22 protein-coding genes and 1 pseudogene are annotated in these 19,937 nt (G+C 53.8%); 10 read left to right on the top strand and 13 right to left on the bottom strand.

Features of this window, described 5'->3' with window-relative positions:
- Positions 1-43: 43 nt before the first annotated feature.
- From AC6I79_RS20425 to AC6I79_RS20410, 4 genes are read left to right on the top strand one after another with little or no spacing between them, the layout of a single operon-like run.
- Positions 44-781 (top strand): amino acid ABC transporter permease, encoded by a 738-nt coding sequence (locus AC6I79_RS20425; RefSeq protein ID WP_021508750.1) that lies wholly within the window; start codon positions 44-46, stop codon positions 779-781.
- Complete coding sequence (locus AC6I79_RS20420) at positions 778-1,422, top strand: amino acid ABC transporter permease (RefSeq protein ID WP_021508751.1); 645 nt, start codon at positions 778-780, stop codon at positions 1,420-1,422. The genes AC6I79_RS20425 and AC6I79_RS20420 overlap by 4 nt, the downstream gene beginning before the upstream one ends.
- On the top strand, positions 1,419-2,156 hold the full coding sequence (locus AC6I79_RS20415; RefSeq protein WP_021508752.1) for an amino acid ABC transporter ATP-binding protein: 738 nt from the start codon (positions 1,419-1,421) through the stop codon (positions 2,154-2,156). The genes AC6I79_RS20420 and AC6I79_RS20415 overlap by 4 nt, the downstream gene beginning before the upstream one ends.
- 11 nt (positions 2,157-2,167) lie before the next feature.
- Complete coding sequence (locus AC6I79_RS20410) at positions 2,168-3,439, top strand: alanine racemase (protein WP_498027825.1); 1,272 nt, start codon at positions 2,168-2,170, stop codon at positions 3,437-3,439.
- Between the two features lie 125 nt (positions 3,440-3,564).
- Here AC6I79_RS20410 and AC6I79_RS20405 read toward each other — a convergent pair whose 3' ends face one another.
- The 3 genes from AC6I79_RS20405 to AC6I79_RS20395 form a co-directional block, all read right to left on the bottom strand.
- On the bottom strand, positions 3,565-4,266 hold the full coding sequence (locus AC6I79_RS20405) for an aspartate/glutamate racemase family protein (RefSeq protein WP_058758684.1): 702 nt from the start codon (positions 4,264-4,266) through the stop codon (positions 3,565-3,567).
- Positions 4,267-4,416: 150 nt separating this feature from the next.
- Complete coding sequence (locus AC6I79_RS20400; RefSeq protein ID WP_010615756.1) at positions 4,417-4,638, bottom strand: YdgH/BhsA/McbA-like domain containing protein; 222 nt, start codon at positions 4,636-4,638, stop codon at positions 4,417-4,419.
- A 106-nt stretch (positions 4,639-4,744) separates the two neighbouring features.
- The gene (locus AC6I79_RS20395) at positions 4,745-6,799 is read right to left on the bottom strand and encodes an FUSC family protein (protein WP_498027824.1); all 2,055 of its coding nucleotides are present in this window, start codon (positions 6,797-6,799) and stop codon (positions 4,745-4,747) included.
- Positions 6,800-7,041: 242 nt separating this feature from the next.
- On the opposite strand from AC6I79_RS20395, the gene AC6I79_RS20390 reads away from it, so the two are divergent.
- Positions 7,042-7,989, top strand: a complete 948-nt coding sequence (locus AC6I79_RS20390) for a sulfonate ABC transporter substrate-binding protein (protein WP_498027823.1) — start codon at positions 7,042-7,044, stop codon at positions 7,987-7,989.
- 173 nt (positions 7,990-8,162) lie between these two features.
- Here AC6I79_RS20390 and AC6I79_RS20385 read toward each other — a convergent pair whose 3' ends face one another.
- The 8 genes from AC6I79_RS20385 to AC6I79_RS20350 all read right to left on the bottom strand — a co-directional run bounded on the left by AC6I79_RS20385 (position 8,163) and on the right by AC6I79_RS20350 (position 15,131).
- A complete protein-coding gene (locus tag AC6I79_RS20385) occupies positions 8,163-8,873 on the bottom strand; it encodes an ArsR/SmtB family transcription factor (RefSeq protein WP_498027822.1) in 711 nt (236 codons plus the stop codon).
- Complete coding sequence (locus AC6I79_RS20380; protein WP_211725331.1) at positions 8,870-9,262, bottom strand: amino acid-binding protein; 393 nt, start codon at positions 9,260-9,262, stop codon at positions 8,870-8,872. The genes AC6I79_RS20385 and AC6I79_RS20380 overlap by 4 nt, the downstream gene beginning before the upstream one ends.
- On the bottom strand, positions 9,255-9,578 hold the full coding sequence (locus tag AC6I79_RS20375; RefSeq protein WP_211725330.1) for an antibiotic biosynthesis monooxygenase family protein: 324 nt from the start codon (positions 9,576-9,578) through the stop codon (positions 9,255-9,257). The genes AC6I79_RS20380 and AC6I79_RS20375 overlap by 8 nt, the downstream gene beginning before the upstream one ends.
- Before the next feature lie 322 nt (positions 9,579-9,900).
- The gene (locus AC6I79_RS20370; RefSeq protein ID WP_211725329.1) at positions 9,901-11,046 is read right to left on the bottom strand and encodes an ABC transporter ATP-binding protein; all 1,146 of its coding nucleotides are present in this window, start codon (positions 11,044-11,046) and stop codon (positions 9,901-9,903) included.
- A gap of 24 nt (positions 11,047-11,070) precedes the next feature.
- Positions 11,071-11,898, bottom strand: coding sequence for a carbohydrate ABC transporter permease (locus tag AC6I79_RS20365; protein WP_159377545.1), 828 nt, complete (start codon positions 11,896-11,898; stop codon positions 11,071-11,073).
- On the bottom strand, positions 11,891-12,751 hold the full coding sequence (locus AC6I79_RS20360) for a carbohydrate ABC transporter permease (protein WP_058770459.1): 861 nt from the start codon (positions 12,749-12,751) through the stop codon (positions 11,891-11,893). Before AC6I79_RS20360 ends, AC6I79_RS20365 begins: the two co-directional genes overlap by 8 nt.
- 68 nt (positions 12,752-12,819) lie before the next feature.
- Positions 12,820-14,088 (bottom strand): ABC transporter substrate-binding protein, encoded by a 1,269-nt coding sequence (locus AC6I79_RS20355; protein ID WP_058770458.1) that lies wholly within the window; start codon positions 14,086-14,088, stop codon positions 12,820-12,822.
- 29 nt (positions 14,089-14,117) lie between these two features.
- Positions 14,118-15,131 (bottom strand): Gfo/Idh/MocA family protein, encoded by a 1,014-nt coding sequence (locus AC6I79_RS20350; RefSeq protein ID WP_159377546.1) that lies wholly within the window; start codon positions 15,129-15,131, stop codon positions 14,118-14,120.
- 330 nt (positions 15,132-15,461) lie between these two features.
- On the opposite strand from AC6I79_RS20350, the gene AC6I79_RS20345 reads away from it, so the two are divergent.
- Both AC6I79_RS20345 and AC6I79_RS20340 read left to right on the top strand, forming a co-directional pair.
- Positions 15,462-16,160: an N-acetylmannosamine-6-phosphate 2-epimerase gene (locus AC6I79_RS20345; RefSeq protein ID WP_058770456.1), complete on the top strand. Its 699-nt coding sequence runs from the start codon at positions 15,462-15,464 to the stop codon at positions 16,158-16,160.
- A complete protein-coding gene (locus AC6I79_RS20340) occupies positions 16,157-17,026 on the top strand; it encodes an N-acetylmannosamine kinase (RefSeq protein ID WP_211725611.1) in 870 nt (289 codons plus the stop codon). The genes AC6I79_RS20345 and AC6I79_RS20340 overlap by 4 nt, the downstream gene beginning before the upstream one ends.
- 11 nt (positions 17,027-17,037) lie before the next feature.
- Here AC6I79_RS20340 and AC6I79_RS20335 read toward each other — a convergent pair whose 3' ends face one another.
- Positions 17,038-17,805: a GntR family transcriptional regulator gene (locus AC6I79_RS20335; RefSeq protein ID WP_211725610.1), complete on the bottom strand. Its 768-nt coding sequence runs from the start codon at positions 17,803-17,805 to the stop codon at positions 17,038-17,040.
- Between the two features lie 250 nt (positions 17,806-18,055).
- Positions 18,056-18,204: pseudogene (locus AC6I79_RS20330) on the bottom strand (RpiR family transcriptional regulator); the annotation flags it as partial.
- Positions 18,205-18,664: 460 nt separating this feature from the next.
- Between AC6I79_RS20330 and AC6I79_RS20325 the strand changes: the two are divergent.
- The 3 genes from AC6I79_RS20325 to AC6I79_RS20315 are packed head-to-tail and all read left to right on the top strand — an operon-like array spanning position 18,665 to position 19,935.
- Positions 18,665-19,018 carry a hypothetical protein gene (locus tag AC6I79_RS20325; RefSeq protein ID WP_072208585.1) on the top strand — a complete coding sequence of 118 codons (354 nt, stop codon included), beginning with the start codon at positions 18,665-18,667 and terminating at the stop codon, positions 19,016-19,018.
- A 48-nt stretch (positions 19,019-19,066) separates the two neighbouring features.
- Positions 19,067-19,294: a hypothetical protein gene (locus AC6I79_RS20320; RefSeq protein WP_159377548.1), complete on the top strand. Its 228-nt coding sequence runs from the start codon at positions 19,067-19,069 to the stop codon at positions 19,292-19,294.
- Positions 19,291-19,935, top strand: a complete 645-nt coding sequence (locus AC6I79_RS20315; protein WP_159377549.1) for a CPBP family intramembrane glutamic endopeptidase — start codon at positions 19,291-19,293, stop codon at positions 19,933-19,935. Before AC6I79_RS20320 ends, AC6I79_RS20315 begins: the two co-directional genes overlap by 4 nt.
- Positions 19,936-19,937: the final 2 nt, after the last annotated feature.

The raw sequence follows: 19,937 nt of genomic DNA, 5'->3' as shown, positions 1-19,937 counted from the left end.
ACGGCGCAGTCGCACAGGCTGCGCCGCCTGAAGGAGTCATACCATGAGTTATCAATGGCTAACCCTGTGGCGTTACGCCGACACCTTTCTGGAGGCCGCGTGGCTCACGCTGCAGGTTACCCTGCTGGCGTTCGCGCTGGCGGTGGCGCTCGGTCTGCTGGCCGCGCTGGCGAAATCTTCACCGCTGGCGCCGCTGCGCTGGATCAGCCACTGTTATGTTGAGTTCATCCGCAATACACCGGTGCTGCTGCAAATTTTTATCATCTTTTTTGGCCTGCCGTCGCTCGGTATCACCATGAGCGCCTTTACCGCCGGGGTGCTGGCACTGGGTATTAACGTGGGTGCCTATTTGTCGGAAACCTTCCGCGCCGGTATTCAGTCCGTGGCGAAGGGCCAGCTGGAAGCGGCGTATATCCTCGGCATTCCGCGCCACCAGATTTTCCTCAGTGTGGTGCTGCCGCAGGCTGCTCGCGCCGTCTGGCCGGCGATCATTAATAACCTGATTCAGCTGCTGCTCGGTACGTCGCTGCTCTCGGCGATCGCCCTGCCGGAGCTGACCGGCACCGCCACGGTGATCAACGCGCGCACCCTGCTTTATATCCAGACTTTCAGCGTGGTTGCCCTGGTGTATCTGGTGCTGAGCAACCTGTTTTCATGGCTTGGCACCGTGGCCGGACGCCGGCTGTTCCACCCGCCGCTGGTGACGCCGGTAAAAAAGTCCGGCTGGCGGTGGGCAAAAAAATGGCTGATTAATCCAGTGAAACGGGAGAATGCGTTATGAGCGAACTTATCATTAGCTCGCTGCCAATCCTGCTGAAAGGGCTGGTCATCACCTTACTGCTGTCCATCGCCGCTATCGCCGGCAGCACCCTGCTCGGTTTACTGGCCGCGGTGCTTCGCACCAGCCGTCTGCCGATCGCCAGAGAGATTGCCGTGCTGTACACCGAGCTGTTTCGCGGCACGCCGGTGCTGATCACCCTGATGTTCATTTACTTCGGCGTGGCCTATTTTGGCTATGAAATCAATTTGTTCGCCGCCGGCATTCTGGGCCTGAGCATTTATCAGGGCGCTTACATTGCTGAAGTGTTCCGGGCCGGCATTGAAGCCGTGCCGAAAGGGCAGTGGGAAGTGTCGTGGATCCTCGGATTATCAAAACGCCAGACGTTTCTCAGCGTAGTGCTGCCACAAACGCGCGGCATCGTGCTGCCGCCGCTGGTGGGCCAGTATCTTTCGCTGATCAAAGATACGTCGATTGTCAGCATGATCGGCATGTCGGAGCTGATGCACCAGGGGCAGGCGATTGTCGATCGCATTGGCCAGCCGGTGGTGGTTTACGGCCTGGTCGCCCTGCTCTACTTCGCTGTCTGCTTTCCGCTTTCCCGTTGGGTTCAACATCATCAAACCAGGAGCCAGTTATCATGAGCAAATCCGCCATTACGCTGAGCCGTATTACCAAATCCTTTGGCGCAACCCAGGTACTGAAAGAGATCAGCCTGGACGTGTCGCCGGGCGAAGTGTTGGTGCTGATTGGCGCCTCCGGCTCGGGAAAAAGTACCGTGCTGCGCATTATGAGTGGCCTGGAAACCGCCGACGGCGGCGAAATCTGGGTTAATGAAGTACCGCTGCACGACCGTAAACGCAGCAGTGAAATTTGCGGCCACGTCGGCATGGTGTTTCAGCAGTTCAACCTGTTCCCGCATAAAACCGCACTCGGCAACGTGACGCTGGCGCTGATCAAAGCGCAGAAGCTGTCCGAAGCGGAAGCGAACAAACGCGGCATGGCGGCGCTGACGCGCGTTGGCCTGGCGGAGCGCGCGCATCACTATCCGGCTCAGCTGTCCGGCGGCCAGCAACAGCGTGTGGCGATTGCCCGCGCGCTGGCGGTCGAGCCGAAAATCATGTTCTTCGATGAAGCCACCTCCGCGCTCGATCCCGAGCTGGTTGGTGAAGTGATGGAAGTGATGCGCAGTCTGGCACGGGAAGGCATGACCATGGTGGTGGTGACGCATGAAATGGGCTTTGCGCGTAAAACCGCCGATCGCGTGGTGTTTATGGACCAGGGGGTGATCGCCGAACAGGGTTCGCCGGAGCAGATTTTTGTTAATCCGCAGAATCCGCGTACCCAGCAGTTTTTGTCGCGCGTGCTTGAACACTAACAGGAGGCAGGATGTCGATTCACTTCCCTTTGCAGGCCGATGGCGCGCTGGATGCGCTGCAGCCTGCGCCGCGGTTTAAATCGGTGGCCGGAACGGGCAATCAGCCGCTGGCTAACGGTACGCCGGTGTTTAACAGCCCTGAAGTTTTCTCACCGCTGATGCTGATGAAACAATCGGCGCTGGAGAATAACCTGCGGCAACTGGCAGCGTTCTGCCAGGAAAACGGCGTGATGCTGGCTGCGCACGGCAAAACCTCGATGTCGCCGGCGATTCTGCGCCGTGCCGTCAGTGAAGGCGGCGCCTGGGGCCTGAGCGCAGCGACGCCGGCCCAGGTGCGCGCGCTGCGCCAGTTTGGCATCCGCAACGTGTTTCTCGCCAATGAACTGGTCGATCCCGCCGGGATTCGCTGGATTGGCCAGTGGCAACAGCAGCATGCCGATCACGGCTTTCTCTGTTATGTGGATTCGCTGCAGGGCGTAAAACTGCTTGAGCAGCATCTCGGCGGCGCACAGATCGCCGTGCTGCTGGAGATGTCGGTCAGCGGCGGCCGCACCGGCTGTCGCTCGCCGCAGACCGCGCTGGAAATCGCCCAGGCAATCCATGACAGCCGCTCGCTGCAGCTGGTGGGGGTGGCCGGATATGAAGGTGCGCTGGGTGCCGGACGCGATGCTGCAGGCGTACAGCGCGTGAAAGATTACTGCGAGATGATGATCGCGACCGCCGCGCTGCTGGCTGAACACCAGCTGTTTGCCAGCGGAGAAATTATTCTCAGCGCCGGCGGTGGCGCGTGGTTCGATGTGGTCGCGGCCTGCTTCAGCGCGGCACAGTTGCCGCTGCCGGTCACGCCGCTGATTCGATCAGGTGCGTACATGGCACACGACAGCGGCTTATATGAACGCATTGCCCCCTTTGCGCAGCCGGGTGCAACGCACCATTTCAGCGCCGCACTGGAGATCTGGGGCCGCGTGTTATCGCGTCCGGAGCCGGGGCTGGCGTTTGTTGATTTCGGCCGGCGCGATGTGCCGTTCGATCAGGATCTGCCCAATCCGCTGTGGATTCGTCAGGTGGACGGCAGCGCACCGCGCGCGGCCACGCATTTGCGCATCACCGACGTCAACGATCAGCACGCTTATTTGCAGTTACCGGCGGACGATCCGCTGCAACCGGGCGACTGGATTGGCTGCGGCATTTCCCATCCCTGTACCGCATTTGATAAGTGGCGCTATTTACCGTTGGTGGATGATGACTATTGCGTCACCGATTCACTGGAAACAGCGTTCTGACGCTTTTTCAGCCACAAAAAAGGCTGCCAGTGCTGGCAGCCAGTTCTGGCACATCCCTGTGCGACCATGCGGGTCGGCGTTGTGCCTTCAATGAGCACATAATAACACAGATTATAATTAGCAGGCTAGTTATTTGTTGCCAGCGCCAGCTTCACCGCGTCCTGCGCATGGATTAATGTGGTATCGAACAGCGGCACCGCCGCATCCTCCGCTTTAACCAGCAGCGTGATTTCGGTACAGCCAAGGATAATGGCTTCAGCCCCTTGTGCCACCAGCTGAGCAATGATGTCACGGTACTGCGCGCGTGATTCTTCACGGATCACGCCAAGGCACAGCTCCTGATAAATAATGTCGTGCACCGTTTTACGTCCGGTAGCGTCCGGTACCAGCACCTCGATGTCATATTGCTGCTCAAGGCGCCCTTTATAGAATTCCTGCTCCATGGTGAACGCGGTCGCCAGCAGACCGACGCGTTTCACGCCGGCCTGACGAATGCGTTGTGCCGTGGCGTCAGCGATATGCAGCAGCGGAATGCGGGTGGCCGTGGTGATCTGATCGGCGACTTTGTGCATGGTGTTGGTGCACAGCACAATGAAATCCGCCCCGCCCTTCTCCAGGCTACGGGCGGCTTCGGCCAGGATTTCACCGGCCTGCTGCCATTCACCGGCGACCTGCAATTTCTCAATCTGCTGAAAATCGACGCTGTACATCAGGCTGCGCGCCGAGTGCAGTCCGCCCAGCTGTTGCTTTACCTGTTCATTGATGATGCGGTAATAGAGCGCGGTGGATTCCCAGCTCATGCCGCCAATCAGGCCAATCATTTTCATCAGTTACCGTTCCCCACGGAAATTAGCTCGTCTGGCACTGTACGGTATTCAATGAAGGCATGAAAGCGTCGCGACGCTGAACCGCATCGCAGGCACAAAAAAGCCCGGGATAACCCGGGCTAAGCACGTTAACGGAGAAAGGGATTGTTATTATTTGTACAGCTCAGCAGTCATGTCGACGCCGTTGTCTGCGCGGGCGCTGGTGATTTTGTAGCTGTCTGCACCACTCGCTTTAGCCTGAGCGGCAACCTGGGCTTCAGCGCTATCCAGGGTGCTGCCGTGGACGGAGATGCTTTCAGCGGCGAAGCTACCGAAAGAGATCATAGAAAGAGCAGCAACAGCAGCGATGGTCAGAGTTTTTACGTTTTTCATGGTCATATTCCTTCAATGTTTGGGTCAGAGCTGAATGCTCTGCATGGAAGTTATAGTAACCATTGTTATTATTACCGACCTAACAAAAAGTGCGATCTTAATCACACTATGTGCGGTTTTGCTCTGGCAGCGGCTGCGGCCAGCGCGCGCCAGGAAAGAGCGACAGACGGATATTGAACAGATGAAACAGCGGCGCAAACAGCGCATTTTCCTGCTGCGCCGCCGCCTCCAGCCGTAGCAGCAACACATCAAGCTCATGCAAAAGCGCTGGCGACGGCGTGCTGTCCAGCGTTTTCAGCCGCTGCTTAAGAAACTGGCTCAGCTCGTGAAACATGGCTGCGCTTTCTATCTGGTTCGCCAGCAGCAGGTGCCGATGACGGGTGTAATAGTCATAGCAGTTAGCCCCGAGCCAGGCTTCCGCAATCAGGTTACCGCCCGCCACCAGTTCCGGTGCCGGATCGACGCGTTTACGCGGCAGAATCACGTTTACCCTGTCCAGCGTGCGTGCGACAAATTGCTGCCGCGCCGTCAGCGTGGCGGTGTTCATGCGCAGCGCGGTAATAAACTGCAGCAGATCGCGAATGCCTTTGCGCAGCGCACGCGTGGCCGTCCACGCCGGGCGTTTGTTGCGAATCAGCAGCGTCAGTACCAGCGCAACGGCAATGCCCACCAGCGTGGAGATCATGGCATTCACTATGAGCTGCAAATCGGGTTTGAAATGGTGGCTCATGCCGATCAAACCGGGGATCTGCGTGGCGACGATGAGACCGATCAGGTTGGTTGACGGATTGGCGATCACCAGCCCTAAAGCAAACAATCCCGGCGCGAGGCAAATCACCAGTGCTTCAAACGTCACCGCCTGCGGAATCAGCAGCGTGACGTAAATCAGGCTGATCGCCATGGAGATCAGTACGCCCTTCAGAAACAACTTCATCGGCGCGATGGGGCTATCCAGCCCGGCGAAGAACGAACACAGCACCGCCGCCATCATCGGCGCGGTTGAACCATCACGCCAGCCGCTGCCGATCCAGAACAGGCAGGTGGCAAAAGTGGCGATGAAGGCAGTAAAGCACGACAGCAGCAGCAGACCTTTATCGACATGCTTGTGCGCGCGTGAGGCCTTGCCCGGTTTCACCGCTGGCGTCCAGTCACTGACGCGCTCGCTGACGCTGTGGTAAGCATCGGCAATACGGACAAAATTGAGTAACCGTTCCAGCAGGCCGATGAGCAAAATGCTCTCTTCACTGTTAAGCCGCCCTGCGCGCCAGGCCTGCTGCAGCTGCTCCTGAGCGTCGGTGAGGCGATCGCGCACCGGCTGCTGCGCGTCGCCGTTCAGCCATTGTAAAAATTGCTGAAAGGCCGTCGCGACATAATCGGGAAAGCGGATCTGCTGCTGTGCCAGCAGATTCAGACGCGATTCAATGGCGGTGAGCGTCGGGATAAGGTACGACAAATGCTGATACTGCACGCTGACCAGCCGCACCAGCCGCCGCGCCGCATCCCCTTCATAAACGCAGTGGGTGATCAGCGTTTCGACGTTAAGCGGATAGTTGGCCATCTGCACCAGAATATCCTCGCGCTCCAGCGATTTTGCCGCAGGCATCGCCGTCATCAGCTCGCTACACAATTTACGCGCGTTCTGATACCACAGCCCGGCGCTCTGTTCGAGCAGATGGCGCATCGAAACCGGGAAGATCAGCCGATGCACCAGGCTGCTGCAGACAATCGCCACGGTGATTTCCTCAATGCGGGAAATTACCGTATAGGTAATGGCGCCGGGCGAGGTCACATCGGGAAAGCCCATAATGGCGGCGCTGTAGCCGGCCAGCATAAAGACGTAACTTTTTGGCGTGCGGTCGTGCAGCGAGAGATACAGGCAGACGGCAACCCAGAGTGAAATACACAGGCTGAACAGCATCGGCGACTGGACCGTAGCCGGATAGATCAACAGAGTAAACAGCCCGCCCAGCACGGTGCCAAAAAAGCGAAACACCGATTTGGACACCGTCGAAGCGGAATAAAGCTGCGAGGCAACATACACGGTGGTCAGTGACCAGGCGGGTTTGTCCAGGTTGAGTTCCAGCGCAAGATAAAATGCCAGAAAAGCGGCCAGACAGGTTTTGGCAGAGAACAGCACGGCGCTTCGGGAAAACCACTTCATAGAACGGGAGCAACCTATAGCAGGCAACGTTATCGCTTATCCTGACAGAAGCCTGCGGCGTTGACATTTTGATTTGTTATACAAATTATTACCGTGCTAATTATCCGGTTCTCTATGCAACTTGCCCATTACAGTGAATGCTGATGCAGGCTGGGATTAGAGTTATAAGCGATATTAAAAAGTTATTTATTGGTTATATAACAACTTTGCCAGGATGGACGAAAAACCACGAGAGACGTCCCATGAAAGCACAACGTTTTGCCCTGAGCGCACTGGCACTCAGCTTCGGCCTGCTCGCCACGCACGCCTTTGCCGCCAACCCGGAAACCGTCACCATCGGCTATCAGAAAGCCAACATTTTTGCACTGCTGAAATATCGCGGCACGCTGGATGAGACCTTCAAAAAAGAGGGTATTGCGGTGCGCTGGGTGGAATTCCCCGCCGGCCCGCAAATGCTGGAGGGGCTCAACGTGGGCAGTATCGATCTGGCCGCCACCGGCGATGCGCCACCCGCCTTTGCGCAGGCGGCAAAGGCCGATCTGATTTATCTCGGACATTCACCCGCTAACCCCAAAACCGAAGCTATCGTAGTACCGAAAGACTCACCCATCAAAAGCGTGGCCGATCTCAAAGGCAAACGCGTTGGCCTGAACAAGGGTTCAGACGTCAATTATCTGCTGGTGAAAGCGCTGGAAGATGCCGGGCTGAACTATAAAGATGTCACGCCGGTTTACCTGCCACCGGCCGATGCGCGCGCCGCCTTCCAGAAAGGCGCAATTGATGCCTGGGTAATCTGGGATCCCTATCTGGCTGAGGTCGAAGCCAACGCCGGCGCGCGTGAAGTGCGCAACGCCGAAGGTCTGGTGCCGCACTACACCTTCTATCTTGCCAGCCGCCCGTTTGCCGAAAACCACCCACAAACGGCTAAGCAGGTGGTTGACGAGTTGAGCAAGCTGAGCGACTGGGCCAATCAGCATCAGGATGAAGCCGCGGCGATTCTGGCGAAATCCACCGGTCTGGATAAATCCATCTGGCAGACCACGCTGCAACGCCTGCCTTATGGCGCGTCACGCATGTCACCGCAGGTGTTTGCGGAACAGCAGGCGCTGGCGGACACCTTCATCCGCGTCGGCCTGCTGCCAGTGAAAGTCGATGTGCGCAGCGCGACCTGGTCACTGGATAAGAAATGACCCCTCTAAGTTCTGGCGATTAAGCGCCTGGCCTGAAGCGGAGTAAGCCTGTTTTCCACGGCCGGACGGTAAGTTACCGCATCCAGCGGGAAAACTTATCGCCCTCCGCTTAACCTTTCACAAGGAGGGCATGCCGGCTCATCTGATCACATCGACCGGTACCTGACGTTTATTCAGCTGATTTTCAGCTTAAACAGCCGATTCATTGCCACCCGGCCTGAATCGGTTACGTTGACTTCACGGTATCCCTGTATACGCTTTACCCATTCTTTTTGCAGGAAAAGCGTAAACAGGGCTGAGCCCGCGTCACCGCCGAGGTGGAAACGCCTTTCACTCCAGTCCAGACAGGGGCAACAGGGCTTGCGCCGTGTGCGGGAGTTAAGTAAAACGCCCATGTTCTCAAAATGGATTTTGCCGGCTGATGTCAGTCCCGAACCCTCTGCTTCCAGCCAGTTTTCCCTAAGCATAAAGTCATAAATTTCGACAGCAAGCTCGCCTGCCAAATGGTCATAGCAGGTGCGTGCATAACGCAGATGAAGCGGCGTACTGGAAACGGGGGCCTTAATGGTCCCCATGGAAACCCCCATCAGGTTTTCCAGCAATCCGGCGATATGATGACCGGCCAGACTGTAATAGCGATGACGCCCCTGCATCAGGCAAATGACCAGACCGCTGCTGAGGAGTCGGTTCAGATGCCCGCTGGTTGTCGACGCTGCTATGCCAGCCACTACGCTAAGTTCGGTCGCTGTCCATGCGCGCCCATCCATCAGAGCACACAGAATACTCACCCTTGACGGGTCCGCCAGCGCAGACGCCACCATTGCCATCGATGTTTCAGGCACATTATCCGGCTCACTTGCGCGCGTTGTATTAAGGAGGTTCATTCAGAAGGTATTGCCCATTTTCGGGTTACTTCACCTGCCCTGACATCATCATCCGTGATAAGAATGAGCCGGTTACTGTGGTCGCTGTACTGTACCAGAATATTGATGCCGTTCCGGGCAAGAGCATCAGCTATTTCGCCCAGCTCGCCGGGACGTTCCTGCGCTAATTTTCTGACCAGAGGACGACATACGTTGCAGACGTCAAAACCGGCTTCAGTTAATACCGTGCGCGCTTTATAGCCGTCTTCAACGAGGAAGTGTGCATGCCCGCCTTCAGGCGTTGTAAACACGCCACCCCCTTCGAGACCCACACCGTTTTTCCCCAATACACTTCCCAGAAAACCCAGTGAGCCCGGGCTATTTTTGAGAATAACGTGAATATCATGCATGCTGATTAGTTCCCTTATCAGAAGAGTAATCACGGAACACGCTGGCTACCCGTATTCTGTAGAATGAAAAAATCGACTGCCTGCCTTCTTGCTGCGCGGCCTGATGCATCACATTGCGTTTCCACCCGGCGACAGAATCCTCATCTTCCCACCAGGACAAAGAGAGGATCTTGCCGGGCGTGGTCAGGCTCTGGAAGCGCTCAATGGAAATAAATCCAGGCGTGTCGGATAACAGAGGTTTCAGCTCAGAAGCGAGCTGAAGATATCGCTCCTGAGCTGCTGGCAGGGCTTCTGCCTCAAAAAGTACTGCAATCATGGTCCGCTCCGTCGTTTATTTTCGGACAGCTTAATGAAGACGAAACCATGTTGCTTCGGTCAGTACCGAAGTGTGTTTGTTAGCGAAGCCATCGGCATGAATAAGCGATAAACAGCACATTCAGGAGTTTAAAGTCGGGAATGGGGATCCACTGGCAATGACCGCTTAGGTGACAAAGCGAAATCCTGCGCAATTTGATGTCTGCTACCTTGCCACCTCCAGTTACACTACGCGGAGCATCGGCCAGCCCATGCCAGTTTTCATCAGGATAAACAAAACCGGGCAATCGCCCGGTTTTGTTTTTACAGATATCATCTGAGGCTTATGCTGCAGCAAACTGTTTTTGTACGGCCAGGGCTGTGCGGCGGAAGGCCACGCCTTTTTCATCAAACAGATGTGCGTGCTGTGGCGGGATCATCAGCCCAACGTCATCACCCAGGCTCAGCTCCAGCTCTTCCGCATGTTTAACCAGAACAGGATCGAAGCCTTCTACCGCAATGTAGAAGTATGCGGCTTCCCCCAGATGCTCGATGTGCTGGATCTGACCTATAAGATGCGCCTCAGACTTATTGCACAGACGCAGATGTTCAGGACGAATACCTACTTTCACCTTCTCACCTGACTGCGCCACGGCGGTATTGACCTCAACATCAATGACCTCTCCTGCATGACCCAGCCGAACTTTGCTGCTTTGCGCGCTGCTATTGATCAACTCTGCAGGAAGGAAGTTCATTTTGGGTGAGCCGATAAAGCCGGCGACAAACGCATTGACCGGGTGGTGATAGAGTTCAAGCGGATGACCCACCTGCGCAATTGAACCTTCATTGAGCATGGCCGCGCCACTGTTCAGCAGCACGATCTTATCGGCCAGCGTCATGGCTTCAACCTGATCGTGCGTGACGTAAATCATCGTATTGCCAAGTTTATGGTGCAGCCTGGCGATTTCCACGCGAGTTGCTACACGCAGCGACGCGTCCAGATTCGACAACGGTTCGTCAAACAGAAATACCTCCGGGTTACGTACAATCGCGCGCCCGATGGCCACGCGCTGACGCTGTCCACCAGAGAGCGCTTTCGGAAGACGCTGGAGTAACGGCTCAAGCTGCAGAATTTTGGCCGCATTCAGCACGCGAGACTCAATCTCCGCCTTTTCGGTTTTAGCGAGCTTTAGGTTAAACGCCATATTGTCGTAAATGGTCATGTGCGGATAAAGCGCGTAGCTCTGGAACACCATCGCTACACCGCGATCGGCGGGTGCCAGCTTATTGACGACCTTATCACCGATGCGAATTTCACCCGAGGAGATGGTCTCCAGCCCGGCGATCATACGCAGCAGCGTAGACTTACCGCAGCCTGATGGCCCGATAAACACGCAAAACTCGCCGTGTTTAATTTCAAGATCGACCTGATTGATAACCTGCGTATCGTGAAAGCGCTTAAACACATTGCTCAGACGTATACCTGACATAATTCAATACTCCTCTCTTCTGAGCTACTTGACGCCGCCCATGGTTAAACCGCGCACCAGATGTTTTTGTACCAGCAGACCGAGCACCAGCATCGGCAGCATCACCAGGGTTCCTGCCGCAGTCAGCGGCCCCCACTCTGTCCCCTGGAAGGTCAGGAATGAGGTGATCGCGACTGGCAGCGTCTGTGTGGAGTCACCAGAGAGCGTCAGGACAATCTGGAATTCATTCCAGATAAAGAACAGCGTCAATACGCCTGATGCGGCCAGGCCGGTTCTTGCCAGCGGCAGCATGACGCTGCGAAACACGCGCCATTCGCTGGCACCATCAACGCGCGCCGCTTCACGAATTTCAGGGGGAATATCTTCAAAGAAAGTAGTGATCATCAGAATGGTAAATGGCACGTTAGCTATGGTGTAAACCAGAATCAGCACCAGATAGTTATCCGTCATGCCAAGCTTCGTAATGAGGTAATACACCGGAATAACCAGCATGATGACCGGTGCGTAGCGCAGGCTCATGATGAACTGCTTAGCCTGTCCTTTTCGCTCAATAAAGAACACCAGTCCATAGGCAAAGAGCGACCCGAAGACCAGGCACAGGAACGTTGAGACCAGCGAAATCAGCAGGCTGTTACCGAATGCGCGAATGAAATCGCCATTGCTCAGCACCTGTCGATAGTTGTCCAGAATCGGCGTAAACCAGAGCTTTGGTGGCATGGCGAAGGCATCTAAGTACGTTTTAAATGACATTGTCACGAGCCAGTAGATCGGCAGCAGGAAAAACGCCAGTATGACTATCAGCACCAGCCAGAAGCCGGTTCTCCGACAGATAAACTTCAGTGAATCACTCATCTTTCATTACCTTCTTACTGGCGAATGACAGCACCACGATCACCAGCAGCGTGTTGATGATGGCAATCACCACCGCTGCGCTGATACGAAAATCCTGGAACCCGGTGAGGTAGGCGTACATGTTGGTGGTTTCCGTCGCCAGGGCCGGGCCGCCACGGGTCATCACATAAATCAGGTCAAAAGATTTGAACGCATCAATCATGCGCAGGAATAGCGCCATAAGAATGATGGGCTTTATCATCGGCAGCTTGATGAAGGCCAGCAGCCGCCAGCTACGTGCACCATCCAGCTCAGCCGCTTCAAGAGGTTCATTTGGTAACGCGTCCAGCCCTGCGGATACCAGCAGGATAATGAAAGGCGTCCACTGCCAGATATCCGCCAGAATCAGCGAGGCCATTGCTGTGCCGGGATTGCCTAACCAGTCAATTGGCGCGATGCCAAACATGCCCGCGATCCAGTTGAACAGCCCGGCATTAGGATCGTAGAAAATACGCCAGATAAGTCCCGCCACGATGGGGGTTACTATCATGGGTAAAAGTAACAGCGCTCGTACCAGCTTGCGGCCAAAGAAATCGCGGCTGATGAACAGCGCAATGGCACTGCCCAGTACCAGTTCTGCCACCGTGGATCCCGCCACATAGACCAGCGTATGCCACAGAGAGAGCCACATGCGGGGTTCTTTCAGCACCTCAATGAAGTTCGCCAGACCGATGAAATCAAACGGCGGTGGCGACATCAAATCGATGTCATACACGGACAAATAGATGGCGTAACCCAGCGTGTAGAACGAAACCAGCAGCAATACAATCAATAACGGCAGAGTAAACGCCTGCTGCGTGAGTTTTGCTTTCATAGTTTTACCTGGATCTGCGTAAGAAATTCATTTCCCTCAGCACGCCTGAACGCACTGAGGGAGAAAGGTTAACGAGACAACGCTTTATTGTTACGGGTGTTCGCTGCCTTCAGTGCGCTTTCAACAGACTGGGTGCCAGCCAGCGCTTCAGACAGGGCAATGCCGGTGATATTGATGATCTGCGTAGCCTGCGGCACGGTAGGCAGATATTTCGCGTTTCCGTTCTTCAGAGCAGCAAGCATGCCGTCCTTGAAAGCGCCATAGCGCTGAGCAAAAGCATCACTGTTAATGGCGCTGAGCGAACTCACACCAGCGTTCGGATTCAGCTCAACAGATTTCATCTGCGTCTGGCTGGCGGTTGCCCAACTGATGAATTTCCAGGCGGCATCCTGATGCTTACTGTCACTGTTGATGAACATACCGTGAACCTGAAGTGCGCCGCTGTTACCCGGATGATCACCCGGCTGTGCAGGAACCGGGGCATAACCGACTTTCCCGACGACTGAAGATTGTTTCGGGTCTTCATTGAAACCACCGTTCACGGTAGAGTCGATGGTCATCGCCGCTTTGCCCTGCTGGAACACCAGACGGTTTTCCTGCCAGCCAAAGTTAGCCGCACCAATCGGGCCGTAATTCTTCAGGATATTCACGAACGCATTTGTAGCTGCAATCGCCTCGGGTGATGAGATGGCAGACTTGCCGTTACTGTCGATCCACTGGCCGCCGTAGCCCCACAGGAAGGCAGCCCACGCAAAGGTGTTCTGAATACCCTGTGCGCCACGAAGAGTGATACCCGCGACCTGACCGTTCGTTTTCTCCTTGATGGTTTTAGCGGCTGCGGTCAGCTCATCAAAGGTTTTCGGCACGGCGATACCGTACTGCTCAAACAGGTCTTTGCGATACATCAGGAAGGTACTCTCCCCGTATACCGGTAGGCCGTAATAAGCATCTTTATAACGCAGCGTATCTGCATAGCTCGGTACCAGATCCGCTTTGTCATAAAATTTGGTCTCACTCTTCATCCACTTATCAACGGGTGTGATATAGCCTGCCGAGGCGTAACCCACGGCGTGAACCCAGTCGTCCATAACGACGTCGTAACGTCCGCTGTGCGAGGAGAAGGCCAGCAAAGCTTTAGAGGTAAGATCGTTGTAAGGTACAATTTCCGCCTGAACCTTAATACCGGTCTCTTTTTCAAATTCCGGCAAAAGCGCTTTGATGGAATCACTGGTGCTGTGTCCTTCAAGCAGTACACGAAGGGTTTCCTCTGCGCTGGCGTTACCTGCCAGCAGAAGTGTGCCAATAACACCTGCAATACCCATTTTTTTTATGCTCATCTCATCACCTGGTTTATTCAGTCAGAATGTCAGACCCGGACGATTTCGCCGGTACGGGCGGAGTCCATAATGGCAAGCGTAATGCGCAGCGCCTCGTTAGCTTCTTCACCGGTCGCGACTGTCGTCGTGCCGTTGCGGACATCACCGAGGAACGACATCAGCTCTTCACGCAGGTCGCCTTTGATTTCACCCTGGCTCAGCGGCCAGTGCTGGGTGTCGATATAACGGTTAGCCATTTCGGACGCGTGATACAGTCCTGACTCACCGCATTCAATTTCAATCAGCCCTTTTGTCGACAAGATCGACATTTTGGCATCGAGCAGCGTGCGTGAACCGGCCGGCAGTGCCCAGGAGCTTTCCAGATTCACGACAGTGCTGTCCGCGAAGCGAATGATGGCGAACACGGAATCCTCGGTACCCAGATGGCCAAGCAACTTGTTGGTGGTCTGCGCATACACGCTCACCGGCTGGGTGTGCTTCAGCAGCCACAGGATCATGTCCACGTCGTGTACCGTAACGTGCAGCGGCAACGGCAGGCTGCCACCGTAACGGGCCGGACCTTCAATCGCCGGGCTGTTACGACGAGCAGTAATGTGGCTGACTTCGCCTGCGCTACCAGTCGCCAGAATTTCCTGAGCACGGGAGTAGCGCGGGTCGAAACGCAGCAGGAAGCCAATACCCAGCTTCACGTTGGCATCGCGGGCAGCGCGGATGATGGCTTCGCCGTCTTCCATCGTTGCGGCAATTGGTTTTTCCAGGAAGATGTGCGCACCTACTCTGGCGGCCGCGAGGGCCGGTGCCAGGTGGAAATCATCCTTGGTGCAGATGCTGACGATGTTGGGTTTTTCCTGATCCAGCATCTGGTTAAAATCTTCATAGCAGTTCAGCTTCGGGATCCACTCCTTCAGCGCTTCACTGCGGGACAGGTCCGGGTCGGCCACGCCAACCACATCAACGCCATACATCTGCTGCCAGATGCGGGCATGCATTGCTCCCATGAAACCTGCGCCAATGACGCATACTTTAATAACGCTGTCTGTCATTTCACTTTCCTCAGTACCTGGTTTGAAAACTACATAACGTTCTCGCGGCATATCAGTTGATTCAAATAACATGCCAGAATAAGTCCAGATTAATACCAAAGTAAAAATTATTTGTATATCAACGCAATCAGCGTTAAATCAATATTTTTGCAACATATTTAACCTGTTATAACGCCTGATCCTGACTGCTGTCCAGCACGATCATGGTGCTCCTGGTCAAAATCAGAGCACCATCACGGTGCGAGAAGTATGTCTTCAAAATACCAATTTACAGATCTGGTATTATTGTGGTTATCTGATGGGTAATTGCAAAACCAACAGGAACGGAAGATGACGCTCGATGTGAATAAACTTAAAAATCAGTTGGTTGTTTCGTGCCAGCCCGTAACTGATGGGCCAATGGATCACGTCGACATCGTGGTCGCGATGGCGCGTAGCGCAGAACTGGCAGGCGCGGGTGCCGTGCGTATCGAAGGTGTGGAGAACGTGAAGCAGGTTTCTAAGTCGCTGGAAATCCCGGTGATTGGTATTGTGAAGCGTGATCTGGATGATTCGCCGGTGCGCATTACACCTTTCCTGCAAGACGTTGTTGATCTGATAGCTGCCGGAGCCAGCATTATTGCAGTGGATGCTACCGATCGTCAGCGCCCGGTTCCCGTTACAGATCTCTATAAGCTTGGCCGTCAGTCAAATGTGTTACTTATGGCCGACTGCTCGTCACTGAAAGATGGCATTGCTGCCGCTGAGATGGGCTTTGATTTTATTGGCACCACCCTCTCAGGTTATACCGATGAAACTGCCGATCAGCCGATGGATCGACCAGACCTTGAACTCATCTCAGCGCTGGCAGCTCGCGGTTATCGTGTGATGGCGGAAGGCCGTACCCGCACGCCGGATCACGCCGCAGCAGCGCTGAAAGCAGGCGCGTTTGCAGTAACGGTCGGATCTGCCATCACCCGCGTCGAGCACATCACTGATTGGTACAAAGCAGCACTGGCTGACGTGATTAAGGGGAGAACAACGGCATGATACTGGCGCTGGACATTGGCGGGACAAAGCTGTCCGCTGCATGGATTGAGGGGCAGGAATGTATTGCTCGCAGGCAGGTACCCATGCAGCATGATGAGGCGGGTTTTCTGGCGGCGTTACGCGAGGTCACCCAATCAGACTATCCAGTTGAGCGCGTGGCTGTTGCCGCAACGGGTTATTTGCGCGAAGGCCGCGTATGGTCGGTTAATCTCAACACCATCCCCTTCTGGAAAGGTTTTGCGCTGGGCGAAGTGCTGGAGAAGCAGTTTAACTGTCCGGTGATCATGCTCAATGATGCGCAGGCTGCGGCATGGGGAGAGTACCTTCCACGCCAGCATAATCGTACAGATCTGCTTTTCATTACCCTTTCTACCGGGGTCGGAGGTGGCCTCATTTGCGACGGGAAACTACGGATTGGTCCGCAGGGGCTGTCCGGACATATCGGGCATGCGACGGTGAGCGTTGCACCGCTGGATCCGGATGCAGGGCGCTGTGGTTGTGGACGCACGGGTTGTCTGGAACATATCGCTTCCGGCACTGCCCTTGCCCGCCAGGCCACGGCACTTTTTGGCCGCCGGATCGACAGCCGCGAACTGTTTTCACTGGCGGCAGATGAACCACAGGCCAGTGCGATCCTCGACAACGCAGCCGCGGCTGTAGCACAGGCCATTGCCGATACGCTCATGGTTGTGGACATCCAGGAGGTGGTGCTGGGTGGAAGTGTAGGTCTGGCAGAAGGCATGATAGCGCGGGTTAATAAGGCACTTCAGGTCTTCCCGGCACTGTTCAACCTGCCCGTGACGGCAGCACTGGGCGAGGGTGATGCCGGTTTACTGGGCGCTGCTGACTGGGCACAGCACAATTAGATGGCACTGATTTACTGGCCCGACGAGATATCTCGCTGTAGCTCAACCAGAAAGTCGTAACTGTCGCCCCGGTACCAGGTATGGGTGTATTCAATCGGTCGGCCATCTTCCAGATAGCAGTGGCGTTCTACGTGTAATGCCGGGCTGTGCGCTGGCATATCCAGCAGATGGCTGTGTTCGCGGTTTAGCGGTTCTGCACGAATACGCTGAAGCGCCCGAGCAGGCATGAACCCATGCAACTGAAACACGGCATACAGGGAATCTTTCAGCTCATTCATATCCGGAATAAACGTCTGTGGCACAACCGCAATTTCAACGGCCATCGGACGATCGTCGACAGTTCGCAGGCGCTTCAGACGCCAAACCAGTGCGCCAGGAGAGAGGTTGAGCGCAATGATTTCCGAAGGCGATGCGTGCGTCAGCTCTTTCTCAAGCCACTGGGCACCTGGTTGATAGCCACGTGAAATCATGTCCTCACTGAAACTGGTCAGCGATGACAGCGGCTTTTCAACTCTGCCAGCGACCGTACTGCGTGCACCGCGTCGCTGAATAATGATCTGCGCATTCGCCAGTTCGCTCAATGCCCGGCGCACCGTCACGCGAGACAGGTTCAGTAGTTCTGACAGCTCGCGTTCGCTTGGAATAGCGTATCCGGCTTTCAAATCACCGCGGGTGATCATGTCGCGAAAACCTTTCTCAAGGCGAAGATACAGCGGGCCGACGGCACGATTTGTATCGTCACAGTAAGTTTTTAGTGTCTCGATGAATTTCGTATCCATGCTCAGCCGTCCCTTCCTCATGAGAGTTCAAAGATACCTGATGTTTACCTGCTGGCATAGGGATGAAACTCCCGTTTTAACAAAACTGGTATCCTCTGGTATGGTTCGCGTTATTTTACCAGGATGCAGCAATGATGAGGGGCCGCGAGAAGATCCCGGCATTCCTGAAGAAAAATGAAAGGTCGAAAAACTACCAGTTTGACCTGCCGGATTCAGGCCAGACATTTCAGTTAATGATGCGACTGATGACTTAAAACAGCATAGGCAGCGTCGCAGTGGCCGTCTGCTGGCTTGCCGTTGAATACGGGTTCCCAGCGCCGTAAGTCCGCGGATGAGTACTTCAACCTGCAGCATGGCACCCACCTTAGCGCTCAGCGATCCGGCGGTAAGCGAGCCTTCCCGTCCTGCCCCCTATTGCCGCAGCGCCCATATACGGCGAGCGCCATAAATAGTACGAATTGCGCCCTCACTCATAGCCATGCTCTCCCCAAAAAATAGATTTTATCTTCCAGTCACATGTTAAAAAAAACCGAAAATAGGAGAGAATGTATAGCAGTATATATTTCTAAAAATGAGTGATAAATCAAATAACTGCTTAAAATCTAAGAAACTACATGTAAGCAAAAGAAATAATTTCCGTATAAAACCGTAAAATTATGAATTAACAGGAAACCGTTAAACAGAAACGTTATTCAATTACGCCAGATAAAATCACCAAAAAGATAAATTAGCAAAATCACACCAGTTTTGTCTTGTTTTCATAAAAATAAAAAAGTTGAAAGTAAATTACTCACGGTGTATTTGTTTGTCTGGCAATGTTTTTTATTAAGCTCACCACAGCCATAAACAGGAGTTATTTATGAAAGTAATCGCAAGAGACCTTTTAGACGAAATATCTGGAGCCGGGGGTCGTAACGATTCCTCCTATAGCTCAGGGCGTAATAACACCAGTAATAAGGGTGGCTCGAGTTCAGGATCCAATGGTAATCCCCGATATAATGAATCAGGCGTGGTAAACTGTAATAATGGTATTATTGGCGGAGCTATTTCCGGTGCAGCCGGGGGAATCGGTGGTGTAGCATTGGGCATAGCGGGTGGCGCATTTGCTGGCGGCTGCTTTACAGGAAGCGGTAACGGTGGAAATAACTCTGGTAATAATAGCTCTTCTGGAAGCTGTAACTCCGGTGGAATGGGTGGCTCCTGCAGCCGTTAAAAATAATCACCCGCCGCTTCTTTTGCGGCGGGTATTAAGGAGGATTAATTGAAACTTATCATAAAAAATATTATTTTATTTTCATCAATAATGACTGGCTTTTTGTTTCTCAGTGGTGCAGGTATCTTCCCAGGATTCAACACCTTTAAACCTCCCGTTGAATTATCCAGGTTAGTCATCACTATCAGCTCATTAATATCTTTTGTGTTGCTAGGCGGTAAGATTATAAAGATTTTATTTAAAGATGATATAAAAGCACATGGTAACATTAAATGAACAAAAAAGATGGATATTTATTCTTATCTGTTTTTATTGTTATGGTTATTCTTACCGGGGCTCCACTGCTTTTACCTGAACAGTTAAGAATGATGTCGATCGTGTCTGGTATGTTTTTCCCATTGATGTTCACGGTGGAGATCCTGGTTATTACACCTCTTTATTTTTTGTTTTTGAGAGAAAAAGAAGGTTTTGGGGTGGGAAATTTCAACCTGAAAGATTTCATCCTTTATTTATCCATTATTTTGATTATACAGTTCATCCTCCCAAAACTGTTCTTCGAAGAAGAAACCTATGACAGTCATTCTGAGAAAATCCTGCCTGCAATCACCTTTATTTTTATACAAATATCTTATATTTTAATGGCGCCTGTTTATGAGGAAATTGCAATCAGAGGTGCGCTATTCGGATCACTGACCATTTTTCTCAAAGCAAAATTCCCTGCGACAATTTTATCCTCTCTGATCTTCGCCGTTTTACATACTCAGTATTCAGGCTACAAGCCATTAATCATTCTTTTTTTTGTTTCATTAACGCTTACAGCAGCGAGAGTTCGGTCAAAGGGATTATTATTGCCAGTCATACTGCATGCGCTGATGAATTGTATCATCATAAATAAAAGCTATATTTTTGGCAGTTAAAT

The sequence above is a fragment of the gamma proteobacterium symbiont of Scutellera amethystina genome (assembly GCF_059730845.1).
Note: the sequence above shows the minus strand (reverse complement) of the source record. Positions and strands in the feature narration are given on the sequence as shown.

What these genes read in the sequence shown, in the direction of transcription:
- AC6I79_RS20360 (WP_058770459.1), bottom strand. Translation starts at nt 12,751, where the DNA reads ATGAAAGCAAAACTCACGCAGCAGGCGTTTACTCTGCCGTTATTGATT.
- AC6I79_RS20365 (WP_159377545.1), bottom strand. Translation starts at nt 11,898, where the DNA reads ATGAGTGATTCACTGAAGTTTATCTGTCGGAGAACCGGCTTCTGGCTG.
- AC6I79_RS20410 (WP_498027825.1), top strand. Translation starts at nt 2,168, where the DNA reads ATGTCGATTCACTTCCCTTTGCAGGCCGATGGCGCGCTGGATGCGCTG.
- AC6I79_RS20395 (WP_498027824.1), bottom strand. Translation starts at nt 6,799, where the DNA reads ATGAAGTGGTTTTCCCGAAGCGCCGTGCTGTTCTCTGCCAAAACCTGT.
- AC6I79_RS20415 (WP_021508752.1), top strand. Translation starts at nt 1,419, where the DNA reads ATGAGCAAATCCGCCATTACGCTGAGCCGTATTACCAAATCCTTTGGC.
- AC6I79_RS20370 (WP_211725329.1), bottom strand. Translation starts at nt 11,046, where the DNA reads ATGTCAGGTATACGTCTGAGCAATGTGTTTAAGCGCTTTCACGATACG.
- AC6I79_RS20340 (WP_211725611.1), top strand. Translation starts at nt 16,157, where the DNA reads ATGATACTGGCGCTGGACATTGGCGGGACAAAGCTGTCCGCTGCATGG.
- AC6I79_RS20405 (WP_058758684.1), bottom strand. Translation starts at nt 4,266, where the DNA reads ATGAAAATGATTGGCCTGATTGGCGGCATGAGCTGGGAATCCACCGCG.
- AC6I79_RS20380 (WP_211725331.1), bottom strand. Translation starts at nt 9,262, where the DNA reads ATGCATGATATTCACGTTATTCTCAAAAATAGCCCGGGCTCACTGGGT.
- AC6I79_RS20350 (WP_159377546.1), bottom strand. Translation starts at nt 15,131, where the DNA reads ATGACAGACAGCGTTATTAAAGTATGCGTCATTGGCGCAGGTTTCATG.
- AC6I79_RS20315 (WP_159377549.1), top strand. Translation starts at nt 19,291, where the DNA reads ATGAACAAAAAAGATGGATATTTATTCTTATCTGTTTTTATTGTTATG.
- AC6I79_RS20425 (WP_021508750.1), top strand. Translation starts at nt 44, where the DNA reads ATGAGTTATCAATGGCTAACCCTGTGGCGTTACGCCGACACCTTTCTG.
- AC6I79_RS20390 (WP_498027823.1), top strand. Translation starts at nt 7,042, where the DNA reads ATGAAAGCACAACGTTTTGCCCTGAGCGCACTGGCACTCAGCTTCGGC.
- AC6I79_RS20345 (WP_058770456.1), top strand. Translation starts at nt 15,462, where the DNA reads ATGACGCTCGATGTGAATAAACTTAAAAATCAGTTGGTTGTTTCGTGC.
- AC6I79_RS20400 (WP_010615756.1), bottom strand. Translation starts at nt 4,638, where the DNA reads ATGAAAAACGTAAAAACTCTGACCATCGCTGCTGTTGCTGCTCTTTCT.
- AC6I79_RS20325 (WP_072208585.1), top strand. Translation starts at nt 18,665, where the DNA reads ATGAAAGTAATCGCAAGAGACCTTTTAGACGAAATATCTGGAGCCGGG.
- AC6I79_RS20355 (WP_058770458.1), bottom strand. Translation starts at nt 14,088, where the DNA reads ATGAGCATAAAAAAAATGGGTATTGCAGGTGTTATTGGCACACTTCTG.
- AC6I79_RS20420 (WP_021508751.1), top strand. Translation starts at nt 778, where the DNA reads ATGAGCGAACTTATCATTAGCTCGCTGCCAATCCTGCTGAAAGGGCTG.
- AC6I79_RS20385 (WP_498027822.1), bottom strand. Translation starts at nt 8,873, where the DNA reads ATGAACCTCCTTAATACAACGCGCGCAAGTGAGCCGGATAATGTGCCT.
- AC6I79_RS20335 (WP_211725610.1), bottom strand. Translation starts at nt 17,805, where the DNA reads ATGGATACGAAATTCATCGAGACACTAAAAACTTACTGTGACGATACA.
- AC6I79_RS20375 (WP_211725330.1), bottom strand. Translation starts at nt 9,578, where the DNA reads ATGATTGCAGTACTTTTTGAGGCAGAAGCCCTGCCAGCAGCTCAGGAG.